This is a genomic window from Sphingomonas sp. SL1004, assembly GCF_057815015.1.
Map to the genome: position 1 here is coordinate 4,462,894 of NZ_JBYMUX010000001.1, position 10,609 is coordinate 4,473,502.

Consider the following 10,609-nt stretch of genomic DNA (forward strand, 5'->3'; position numbering starts at 1 on the left):
AGAGGCGCGACCGATTTGCGCCTACGTTCGCGTACCGATAAACGGCGCGACACGATCACAGGGAGCTACCAATGACGATAAAGCCGCTGCGCAAGGCTGTGTTCCCCGTGGCAGGGCTCGGGACGCGGTTCCTCCCGGCTACCAAGGCGATGCCGAAGGAAATGCTGACGGTCGTCGACAAGCCGCTGATCCAGTACGCCGTCGAAGAGGCACTCGAGGCGGGGATCGAGCAGATCATCTTTGTAACCGGGCGTAACAAGGGGTCGCTCGAGGATCATTTCGATATCTCCTACGAGCTTGAGGATACCATGCGGTCGCGCGGCAAGTCGCTCGACGCGATCAGCCATATCCGCATGAAGCCGGGTTCGCCTGTCTATGTTCGCCAGCAGGAGCCTCTGGGTCTCGGTCACGCCGTTTGGTGCGCGCGCGAAATCGTCGGCGACGAGCCGTTTGCGGTGCTGTTGCCCGACGAGTTGATGGTCGGAGAGCCGGGGTTCCTGAAGCAGATGGTCGAAGCGTATAACACGGTCGGCGGCAACGTGATCGGTGCGCTCGAAGTGCCGGATTCGGAAACCGACAAATACGGCATCATCTCGCCTGGCGCGACCGACGGCAGACTGACCGAGGTTACGGCACTTGTCGAAAAGCCGAAGCGCGGCACCGCGCCATCGAACCTGATGATCCCGGGGCGCTATATCCTTCAGCCCGAAGTGATGCGCATCTTGGAAACTCAGGAAAAGGGCGCGGGCGGTGAAATCCAGCTGACCGACGCGATGGCGCAGTTGATCGGCAACCAGCCGTTCCACGGGTTCACCTTCGACGGTCAGCGCTATGACTGCGGCGACAAGGCCGGGTATATCCAGGCTAATCTGGCGATCGCACTGGCCCGCGACGATATCGGGCCGGTGGTTCGCGAATTCGCCAAGGGATTATTGGGAAACTGATTGGGGTATTGTCCGCACCGGAGCGCTAGAAAGCGTTCCGGTGCAGCAGAACGCGGAACGTCAGGACGATGATCTTGATGTCGCGCCAGATCGACCAGTTCTCGAGATATTCGAGATCGGCCTGAAGGCGGTTGCGCAGATCGTCCTCGAAAATCGTCGCACCTCGGTACCCGCGGATCTGCGCCAGTCCTGTCAAACCGGGCTTGGCGGCATGGCGATGCCAATAGCGCTGATCGACTTCCCAGAAGAGTTTGTCTGCAGCTCGCGAGCCGAGCGCATGCGGGCGGGGCCCAACGATGCTCATGTCGCCGCGGATTACGTTCAGCAATTGTGGCAATTCGTCGACGCTGGTGCTGCGGATGAACTTGCCGACCCTCGTGATCCGGTCGTCGTCGCGCGATGTAGATCGCTCACCCGCGCCATCGGATCCCTCGACGCGCATGCTGCGGAACTTCATCATCCGGAACATCTGGTTGCCACGACCGATCCGCACCTGGCGAAAGAAGATCGGGCCGTGAGAATCCAGTTTCACCATTACCGCGACGACGGCGAACATCGGTGCCAATATCACGAGCGCACCGCCAGCCAGAGCCATGTCGAACGCGCGCTTCACGAAACGATCGAACAGCATCAAGGGGCCATTGGCGATGATCACGGTCGGCGTCCGCGCGTGCGAACTGATGCCGAGCGGCGCGAGCGCGTCGAGCTCCGGCATGAAGATCTCGCTCTGAATATTCGCGCCCTTGAGTGCCTGGGCCCAGGCGAGGCGACGTTCGGGACAGCAGGCGACGATGACGCGGTCCGCGGTCGACAGCGATTGCGCCAGCCGATCGTACATCACCGGGTCATGATGATCGGGATTGAAATAGGCGTCCGACGCGATGACCACCGAGAACTCTCCGCTCGGGATCGGCTGGCCCGGATCATATAGGAGCACGATGCTGAACGGGTTGCCGCCGACGATGGCGTGCATGTGCTTGACGAGGACGTAGCGGCAGGCCGCCAGCAGGACGATGGCGAACACCGATCCCATCGCCACGACGAGCCGCGGAAACGTATTGCTCGCCTTCAAACAGAACGCGATGAAGATGACCCCGAGAATAGCGAGTGCATAAGCATGCACGCCCCGCGCGATCGCCCGAAACGGATCCTGAAGGTTGTTCGGGGCATAGCTGCCATTGTTCAGGGCGGTGATCAGGAAGGCCGGGATCAGTACGGCCAAGATCACGATCCAGTCGCTGTCGGTAAAGAACGTACCACGCAGACCAGCCGCGGCTAGATAGCTGACGAATATACAGCCGGCATCGAGTATCGTGATCCCAAAGAACAAACGCGTACGGAGGGTATGCGCGCTCGGCTGCCACGACCGCGCAGGCTTCTTGGCTGCGGCAGATGCCGAAGTCAGGCTATTCCGTCCGAACTGCATGTTCATCGATGTTTTGGACGCATGTAGAGTCCCCCTTGCGGGAATCTGTACCCCGAAATGGATCCATTCGGAAGAATAACTATTTACTAGCGATTGCCGATCGCTAGCGAGTTTTCGTTCCACTGCAGCCGCTACATCCTGGATCCTTGGGTAGGCGAATCGTACGAAAACGTAATGCTAGCAGGTCGACAAGCAACAATTTCCCCGCTTGATCATCACCAAACGGTGTGATCGCGCGCAACACTTCAAGCGCGGCCAAGCTACCGAGTACGCCGGTGACGGGGCCGAGCACGCCGTCCTCCGCGCAACTTGTTTCCGCGCGTTCGGGATCCTCGCCGACGAAACAGCGATAGCAAGGTTTGTCGACTTCCCAGCCACGATAGGTTGCGAGTTGGCCTTCGAACTGGCCAATTGCGGCCGAGACCAGCGGTAGCCGCAAGTTATGCGCTGCGTCGGCAACGCAGAACCGGGTCGCGAAATTGTCGCATCCGTCGAGCACCACATTGGCGTCGGCAAGCAGATCGGCGGCGTTGTTCGCGTCTACCCGCGTGCGATGGACCGTCACGTTCACGTGTGGGTTGATGCGCCGTACCGCTGCGGCGGCTGCATCGACCTTGCCGACGCCGGTGTCTGCCGTCGTAAAGATCGTCTGGCGCTGCAGGTTGGACGGCTCGACCAGATCGTCGTCGATCAGGATCAGCCGGCCAACCCCGGCGGCACCGAGATACTGGATCGCGGGCGAGCCGATCCCGCCGGCCCCGACGATCGCGACGGTCGCGGCCTTCAACCGCAGCTGACCCGCGCCGCCGACCTCCTTCAGAACGATGTGCCGCGCATACCGCGCCAGTTCGTCGTCGGAGAGCGTCATCCGCCCCACGCGAAGGTCAGGCTGGTCCGGTACCAGGTGTCGGTTTCAGCGTCAGGTACGTCGAGCGCCTGGCGCGCCGATCCCAGGATGACGCCCGCCGCATATTGCTCGACCGTCGGGCAATCGATCGCGCGCGGCGTGACCCGGCGCATGCGACCGTCTGGCGTGGTCAGCACGGCGAGGTCGACGGTCAGGCTCCAGCCCTGTGCGGTGCGGACCGCCTTGTCGCACCTTCCCGCCTGAACCTCGTCCCGGACATAGGCAGAGGTGGGCGCCGGCCTGCGGAGCGGCAGCGGGGCCAGGGTGCTCCAGTCCTGCGGTGGCAGCGAGACGCGAGCGGGCGCCGGTACCATGACGACCGGCGGCGTGACGGCCTGGAGCGCGAGTAGAAAGGCGGCGATCATCGGCCAGTCGACCCAAACCCGCCCGCGCCGCGTACGGTATCGTCGAGCATATCGACTTCAGCGAGCGCCGCACGCAGCACGACCGCGGGGACCAGTTGCGCGATGCGGTCGCCCCGCGCGATCTCGAACGGTTCGCGCCCCAGATTGGCAAGAATCACTTTCACTTCGCCGCGATAGTCGCTGTCGATCGTGCCCGGCGTGTTGAGGCAGGTGACGCCGTATTTGAACGCGAGGCCCGAGCGCGGACGAACCTGGACTTCGTGGCCGGCGGGAACCGCGATGGCGAAGCCGGTCGCGACGGCGGCCCGGTCGCCGGGCGCGAGCGTGAGTGCTTCGGCGGCGACGACATCCATACCGGCCGCGCCTTCCGATGCGTAGGCGGGCAACGGCAAGCCCTCGCCATGCGGCAAGCGTTTGAGTTCGATACGAATCATGGACGCCGTTCTAGCGCATCGGCGATGCGTTCCGCCAGTCGTGCCGCGACACCCGCCTTGGGCAGGCGTTCCCAACTCTCGACGCCGGCTTCGGTGACGAGGTGGACGCTATTGTTCGCGCCGCCCATGACGTCGCCGGACACGTCGTTGGCGACGATCCAGTCGACCTGTTTACGCAGGCGCTTGGCGGTGGCGTGCTCGATGACGCGCTCGGTCTCCGCGGCGAAGCCGACCAGCAGGCGCGGGCGGTGCGAACTGCGCGCGAGCGTCGCCAGGATATCGGGATTCTCGGACAGCGTCAGAGTCGGTGCGGCATCGCCCTTCTTGATCTTCTGCGGGGCGGCATCGACGTGCCAGTCGGCTACGGCCGCAACCATGACCGCGGCATCGGCGGGCAGCGCGTTCGCGACCGCGTCGGCCATCTCGCGTGCGGTTTCGACGTCGATGCGGTCGACTGCAGGGGGCGTGGGTAACGATACCGGACCGGCGACCAGCGTCACGCGGGCGCCCAACTTCGCCAACGCATCGGCGATCGCGAAACCCTGGATGCCGGACGAACGGTTGGCGATGTAGCGGACCGGGTCGATCGGCTCGTGCGTCGGGCCGGCGGTGACCAGTATATGGCGGCCCGTTAGTCGCCCCGGCGGGGCGGGGGTCAGCATCGCCTCGATCGCGACGAGGATCTCGCCTGGTTCGGGCAGGCGGCCGGGGCCGTATTCGCCGCACGCCATAGGCCCCTCGTCGGGCTGCATCACCGTTGTGCCGTCGGCACGGATCTGGGCGACGTTGCGGACGGTCGCGGGGTGGCTCCACATCCGGACGTTCATCGCAGGGACGACGAGGACCGGCTTGTCGGTAGCGAGCAGCAGCGTGGTCGCGAGATCGTTCGCGAGACCGCCGGCCATGCGCGCGAGGAGGTCGGCGGTGGCGGGCGCGACGACGATCAGGTCGGCCTGGCGGCTGAGCTGGATATGGCCCATCTCAGCCTCGTCCTTCAGGTCCCACAGGGTGGTATAGACCTTGTCCTCGCTGAGCGCGGCTAGCGTCATCGGCGTGACGAAATGGTGCGCCGCCTCGGTCATCACGCAGCGTACGGCGTGGCCGCGCTTCTTCAGCAAGCGGATGAGTTCGGCCGCCTTGTAGGCCGCGATACCGCCGCCGACGATCAGGAGAATGCGCTTCATGACGACATCTCTAGCGGATTACGCGCGTCACCGTAATGCGGCGCGTGTCGCGCGCGGCGGCGATCATGTCGCGCAGTCCATCGACGGCGAACACAATCCCAACGAGCAGCACCGGCGTGGTGATCAGCGCCCAGTAGAAATTGTCGCTGCGTGCGAGCAGCGAGATCAGCGCGGCATAGGCGGCGAACATGACGAGGGCGCGTGTCGCGGTGGTATCGCGCCAGGCGAGCCAACCGAACAGCGACGTACCGAGGACCAGCGACGCGAGCCACTGCGGCACGATATCTAGGCCGGACAAGATCGTCGCGAGCTTCACATAGAAGCCGAAGCCTTCGAGCCCGCTCCAGCCCTGGGAGACACGGTCGAGCGGGCCGGTCACCAAGGCAACGGCGTGCGCGTGGACCGCGAGGACGGCGGCGAAGACCAGGATCGCACCGAGCCAACCGAGAGTCTCGCGGCGTTCGCCCTCGATCCAGGCAAAGATCGCCATGATCGCCACGTATAGAAGCGCGGTCTCGCAGATCAACATCGCCGACAGCCCGAACGCGACCGCTGAGAGCCAGTGGCCGGGACGGCGCAGCGCCAGCGACAGCGCGATCAGCGGCCCCGCCCACACCTCATGGAACACGGCAAAACTCGGGTCCAGATGTACGTAGAGGCCGGCGATCGCCATCAATCCGGCGACGCCCAGCGGGATGAGGCCGGTGGTCACCCGACGAAGCCGGGTTACCCAGGCGATGATCGTGGCGACGCACAGGAGCAACAGTATAAAGTTCACGAGTAATGGCGGCAGCGCGGCCTGGATCACCGCGAGGGTCGGGAGGCGGACCGCGAAGAACGGTCGCAGCGGATAATGCCCCATCCGCTGCGTCTCGGCGGCGACGCTGTAATAAGGCGAACCGCTGCGCACTCCGGCGACGATCGTCTGGTACAGGATCAGGTCGGTTTGCCCGGGGGGCGCTGCGTCTGCTGCGGCGACGTTCGGCGCCGAACCCGATCCGGCGCTGGGGCGCGGGCCAGGCGAGCCAAGCACGGCCAGGCAGGCGGCGAGCAGCAACCCGAACAGCACGAGGCCGATCCTCGCCTGGGTGCTCGGCATCCCGGCGAACCGGGTCGGGCCGACCAGCCATATAGGAGCGCCCGGACGCGTCCTCATGCGATCAGCCGAAGACCAGTGTCGCCGCGATCCCCGCCGCCGCTGCGAGCACCGCGACCAGACCATAGCGCCAGCCGCCGCCGATCCGGATCACTTCGATCTCGCGCAGCGGCATCGTTGGCGGTGCACCACCGGGGGCGGGGTAATGCGCTTCGATCCGGCGGACGAGTTCCGGAAGCCTCGTCAGCGTCTGGAAGTCGGCGATCAGCCGGTCGGCGATCATCGCCTCGGGGCCGAGTTCGCCGCGGATCCAGTCGCGGACGAACGGTTCGGCGGCTTCCCACAGGTTGATGTCGGGGTTGAGGCTGGTCGCGACGCCCTCGACCATCACCATCGTCTTCTGGAGCAGCAGCAGGTGCGGCTGCGTCACCATGTCGAAATCGCGCGTGATCGAGAACAGGCTGTCGAGCATCATGCCGATCGACATGTCCTTGACCGGCAGCCCGCGCATCGGCTCGCCGACAGCGCGCAACGCGGTCGCGAACTCTGCGACGTCATGGTGCGCGGGGACATAGCCTGCCTCGAAGTGGATCTCGGCGACGCGCTTATAATTGCCGGTGATGAGACCATAGAGGATCTCGGCCAGCCAGACGCGCGCGCGACGGTCGATCCGGCCCATGATGCCGAAATCGATCGCCGCAATGCGGTTGCCGGGGAGCGCGAACAGGTTTCCCTGGTGCATGTCGGCATGGAAGAACCCGTCGGCGATCGCCTGGCGCAGGAACGCGCGGACGAGCGTGTTGGCGAGGCCGGGGAGGTCGTAGCCGGCGGCGACGAGCGCGGGGCGATCCGACAACTTGATGCCGTCGATCCACTCGATCGTCATAACCTTGGCGGTCGAGCGCGCCCAGTCGATCGCGGGGATGACGAAATCGGGCTCGGCGGTCATGCCTTCGGCGAGTTCGGAGGCCGACGCAGCTTCGCGGCGGAAGTTCAGTTCGCGCAGCGTCCAGCGCTTGAACGTCTCGATCGTCAGGCGTGGGCGCAGGCGCATCGCTTCGGGGCTGAGCGCCTCGAGTTGCGCGGCGGCCCAGCTGTACGTGTCGATCGCGCGCGCGAAATCGTCCTCGACGCCGGGGCGTAGCACTTTCACCGCGACCTGGCGGCCATCGGTGGTGACGGCGCGATGGACCTGCGCGATCGATGCTGCGCCGACCGGGACCTGCTCGATGCGCGAGAACAACGTCTCAAGCGGCTTGCCGAAGCTCGCCAGCATCGCCGCCTCGATCGTCGCATAGGGGACGGGGGAGAGCTGGTCCTGAAGCCTGAGCAGATCATGCGCGGCGTCCTCGCCGACGAGATCCGGACGGGTGGCAAGCGTCTGGCCGAGCTTGATCGCCGCGGGTCCGATCGCCTGGAACGCATCGGCGTAGCGCGGGACTGCCGGAACGCGTGCGCCGAACCGCGCGATTCGTGCGAGCCGGCGAACGGGGGCGGGCGTGTTCGGGTCGCGCTCGATGCCGCGCAATGCGCCGTGGCGAGCGAGGATGCGACCCCATTTGAGGAGGCGCCAGACGTGGGTGGTCGAGGCGGTCACTTGTGGTTGGTGCCGTAAGACAAGTTTGGTTCACGCGAAGGCGCGAAGGCGCGAAGAGAAGGTAGAAATGGTTCGCGCAGAGGCGCGGAGACGCGGAGGTGTTGCGTTTCGCCGCAGCTGCGGCTTTTCATCACTGGTGGTTCATGAAGTGAAAGCTGCCGCGCGCGCGCCATCTCTGCGTCCTCTGCGCCTCTGCGCGAAAACCCCTTCGCGCCTTCGCGCCTTCGCGTGATCACTAGATCTTCCAACCCGAGTGAATCGCGACCAAACCGCCGAGCAACGGCTCGACCTTTGTCTGCACGAAGCCCGCATCCGCGATCATGCCCTTGAACTTGGGCATGTCGGGGAAGCGGCGGATCGATTCGATCAAATAGCGATAACTGTCGGCATCCTGCGCGAGTAGCTGGCCGAGCTTCGGGACCATCTTGTGCGAATAGGCGTCGTACACCTCGGCGAACCCCGGCCAGACAGTGGTCGAGAATTCGAGGCAGTAGAACCGCCCGCCACGGCGCAGGACGCGGTGCGCCTCGCGGAGCGCCTTCGGGATATCCGTCACGTTCCGGATGCCGAACGCGATGGTGTACGCGTCGAAGAACTTGTCGGGGAAGGTCAGCGTCTCGGCGTTCGCTTCGGTCCAGACCAGGCCGTCGATCCCGCGCTTCTGGGCGCGCTGCATGCCGACTTCGAGCATCTGCGGGTTGATGTCGGCGACCGTGATCGAGGCGCCCGACGGCTCCATGCGGAAGGCGATGTCGCCGGTGCCGCCCGCCATGTCGAGGATCTGCTCGCCTTCGCGCGGCTTCACGCGGCGGACGAAGCGGTCCTTCCACAGCCGGTGCATGCCGCCCGACATCGCATCGTTCATCAGATCGTATTTCGATGCGACGTTCGAGAAGACGCCGCCGACGCGGGCGGTCTTCTCGGTGGCGGGGATGTCTTCGTAGCCGAAGGAGACGGTATCGGGCGTGAGTGCGGGCGCGGGCGCGATCAAGTCGTTCATATCCTGCGCTCTAGCCGCGCCTTGTGGCGCGAGCAAACGCAACCTAGCTGCAAAGCGTGCCAGAATTACCAGAAGTCGAAACCACCGTGCGCGGGCTCGAACCCGTGCTGAAGGGCCAGCGCCTGACCTCGGTCGAGCCGCGCCGTGCCGACTTGCGGAAAGCGATCCCGGTCGACCTGCGCCAGCGGATGACGGGGGCGACTGTGACGACGCTTGGACGGCGTGCGAAATACGGCCTGATCGATACCGATCGCGGCGACACGCTCGTCTTCCATCTCGGCATGTCGGGCCGCTGGCGAGTCGATCCGAGCGAACTCCTGCCGCACGATCACCTGCTGATCGGGACGGCGGCGGGGCGGACGGTCGCGCTCAACGATCCGCGACGATTCGGCTTTCTCGATCTTTGGGCGACCGACGATATCGCCAACTACCCGCCGTTTCTTAGCATGGGGCCGGAGCCGCTCGGGCCCGACCTGACCGCGGCGTATCTGCTGGAGGCGCTGGGAGGGCGGGGGGCGTCGATCAAGGCGATGCTGCTCGACCAGCGAATCGTCGCGGGTCTCGGCAACATCTATGTGTGCGAGGCGCTGCACATGGCGAAGATCGCGCCGTCACGCGCGGCGGGGCGGATCTCGCTGTTTCGACTCGAACGACTCGTCGAGGCGATTCGGACCGTTCTGACCGCGGCGATCCTGGCCGGTGGGTCTTCGCTGCGTGATTACGTGCGGCCGGACGGCGAGCTCGGCTATTTCTCCAAGCAATGGCGCGTCTATGGGCGCGAAGGCGAGGCGTGCGAATGCGGCGCTACCGTGAAGCGGCGGACGGAGGGTGGGCGCTCGACCTTCTGGTGTCCGAAGTGTCAACGCGGTTGACGATCTAACGCAAAGTGAGTAGGGCCGCGGCTTCGAGAGGGCGTAGGAGCAATCCGGCGCCCCTTTTTATTCATTCGAACATCCAGAGGGCTTCATGGCGAACACGCCGCAGGCGAAAAAGCGTATCCGTCGCAACGACCGTCGCGCGGAAGTGAACGGCAACCGCGTCGGCCGTATCCGTACCTTCATCAAGAAGGTCGAGGCCGCACTGGCTTCGGGCGACAAGGGCGCAGCGACCACCGCACTCGCGGCCGCACAGCCTGAGCTGCAGCGTGGCGTCGCCAAGGGCGTGCTTCACAAGAACACCGCGAGCCGCAAGTTCGCGCGTCTGACCAAGGCCGTGACCGGACTCGCATAAGCGATCCGCGATTGCCGAGTAGATCACCCGCCGGGCATTCCCGGCGGGTTTTTTGCGTCTGCGAAGGGAACCAACCAACGCGATCCGTAACCCACGGATTCCCCGCGATTCGAGTGGCCCGAAGTCAAGTCACCGAATGGCTTAATTCGCAAAAAATGCGTAAACACAGCAACTTATAAAAATATCGACGCATTTCCGCGGCTTGCTCAAGTCAAGCCGCTTTATTTCGAAAATGTGACGCGTCGGGGTCTTGCCCGGATCGTCGATCGCTTCATAACGGGGCTCACAGCGACGGTGGTTTCCACCGCTGCATCAAACATACAGGGCGAAGATGCCGGATGACCCTTGGGGTCGTCGGGGGGACCATTTTCTGTCGGGACTATATCACCAGCGCGATGCGTCGCGCGGGGTCGGAGAAGCGTGCGC

The 10,609-nt window shown here is 64.9% G+C and carries 11 protein-coding genes; 3 read left to right on the forward strand and 8 right to left on the reverse strand.

Translation table 11 applies throughout. The features are described 5' to 3' along the window. Positions 1 to 71 precede the first annotated feature (71 nt). Complete coding sequence (gene galU, locus AC3D24_RS20610; RefSeq protein ID WP_489032961.1) at positions 72 to 944, forward strand: UTP--glucose-1-phosphate uridylyltransferase GalU; 873 nt, start codon at positions 72 to 74, stop codon at positions 942 to 944. A gap of 25 nt (positions 945 to 969) precedes the next feature. Here the strand turns inward: galU and AC3D24_RS20615 are convergent, their stop codons facing one another. From AC3D24_RS20615 to AC3D24_RS20650, 8 genes are all read right to left on the reverse strand, one after another. After that, positions 970 to 2,370: a sugar transferase gene (locus AC3D24_RS20615; RefSeq protein WP_489032963.1), complete on the reverse strand. Its 1,401-nt coding sequence runs from the start codon at positions 2,368 to 2,370 to the stop codon at positions 970 to 972. A gap of 103 nt (positions 2,371 to 2,473) precedes the next feature. Then, positions 2,474 to 3,238, reverse strand: a complete 765-nt coding sequence (locus AC3D24_RS20620; protein WP_489032965.1) for a HesA/MoeB/ThiF family protein — start codon at positions 3,236 to 3,238, stop codon at positions 2,474 to 2,476. Continuing rightward, on the reverse strand, positions 3,235 to 3,642 hold the full coding sequence (locus tag AC3D24_RS20625; RefSeq protein ID WP_489032967.1) for a hypothetical protein: 408 nt from the start codon (positions 3,640 to 3,642) through the stop codon (positions 3,235 to 3,237). Before AC3D24_RS20625 ends, AC3D24_RS20620 begins: the two co-directional genes overlap by 4 nt. Beyond that, entirely contained in the window at positions 3,639 to 4,076 is a 438-nt protein-coding gene (gene dut / locus AC3D24_RS20630) for a dUTP diphosphatase (protein ID WP_489032969.1), read from the reverse strand. Before dut ends, AC3D24_RS20625 begins: the two co-directional genes overlap by 4 nt. Continuing rightward, positions 4,073 to 5,260: a bifunctional phosphopantothenoylcysteine decarboxylase/phosphopantothenate--cysteine ligase CoaBC gene (gene coaBC / locus AC3D24_RS20635; protein WP_489032971.1), complete on the reverse strand. Its 1,188-nt coding sequence runs from the start codon at positions 5,258 to 5,260 to the stop codon at positions 4,073 to 4,075. The genes dut and coaBC overlap by 4 nt, the downstream gene beginning before the upstream one ends. A 10-nt stretch (positions 5,261 to 5,270) precedes the next feature. Beyond that, a complete protein-coding gene (locus tag AC3D24_RS20640) occupies positions 5,271 to 6,416 on the reverse strand; it encodes a hypothetical protein (RefSeq protein ID WP_489032973.1) in 1,146 nt (381 codons plus the stop codon). Positions 6,417 to 6,420: 4 nt separating this feature from the next. Beyond that, positions 6,421 to 7,953: a 2-polyprenylphenol 6-hydroxylase gene (gene ubiB, locus AC3D24_RS20645; RefSeq protein ID WP_489032975.1), complete on the reverse strand. Its 1,533-nt coding sequence runs from the start codon at positions 7,951 to 7,953 to the stop codon at positions 6,421 to 6,423. Positions 7,954 to 8,188: 235 nt separating this feature from the next. Continuing rightward, entirely contained in the window at positions 8,189 to 8,953 is a 765-nt protein-coding gene (locus AC3D24_RS20650; protein ID WP_489032976.1) for a class I SAM-dependent methyltransferase, read from the reverse strand. Between the two features lie 56 nt (positions 8,954 to 9,009). Here AC3D24_RS20650 and mutM point away from each other — a divergent pair, with 56 nt between their 5' ends. Continuing rightward, positions 9,010 to 9,825: a bifunctional DNA-formamidopyrimidine glycosylase/DNA-(apurinic or apyrimidinic site) lyase gene (mutM, locus tag AC3D24_RS20655; RefSeq protein WP_489032978.1), complete on the forward strand. Its 816-nt coding sequence runs from the start codon at positions 9,010 to 9,012 to the stop codon at positions 9,823 to 9,825. Between the two features lie 94 nt (positions 9,826 to 9,919). After that, on the forward strand, positions 9,920 to 10,183 hold the full coding sequence (gene rpsT / locus AC3D24_RS20660; protein WP_031394736.1) for a 30S ribosomal protein S20: 264 nt from the start codon (positions 9,920 to 9,922) through the stop codon (positions 10,181 to 10,183). Positions 10,184 to 10,609: the final 426 nt, after the last annotated feature.

Coding starts and splice junctions, on each gene's coding strand:
- dut (WP_489032969.1), bottom strand. CDS start 4,076: ATGATTCGTATCGAACTCAAACGCTTGCCGCATGGCGAGGGCTTGCCG.
- rpsT (WP_031394736.1), top strand. CDS start 9,920: ATGGCGAACACGCCGCAGGCGAAAAAGCGTATCCGTCGCAACGACCGT.
- AC3D24_RS20615 (WP_489032963.1), bottom strand. CDS start 2,370: ATGCAGTTCGGACGGAATAGCCTGACTTCGGCATCTGCCGCAGCCAAG.
- AC3D24_RS20640 (WP_489032973.1), bottom strand. CDS start 6,416: ATGAGGACGCGTCCGGGCGCTCCTATATGGCTGGTCGGCCCGACCCGG.
- galU (WP_489032961.1), top strand. CDS start 72: ATGACGATAAAGCCGCTGCGCAAGGCTGTGTTCCCCGTGGCAGGGCTC.
- AC3D24_RS20625 (WP_489032967.1), bottom strand. CDS start 3,642: ATGATCGCCGCCTTTCTACTCGCGCTCCAGGCCGTCACGCCGCCGGTC.
- AC3D24_RS20620 (WP_489032965.1), bottom strand. CDS start 3,238: ATGACGCTCTCCGACGACGAACTGGCGCGGTATGCGCGGCACATCGTT.
- AC3D24_RS20650 (WP_489032976.1), bottom strand. CDS start 8,953: ATGAACGACTTGATCGCGCCCGCGCCCGCACTCACGCCCGATACCGTC.
- coaBC (WP_489032971.1), bottom strand. CDS start 5,260: ATGAAGCGCATTCTCCTGATCGTCGGCGGCGGTATCGCGGCCTACAAG.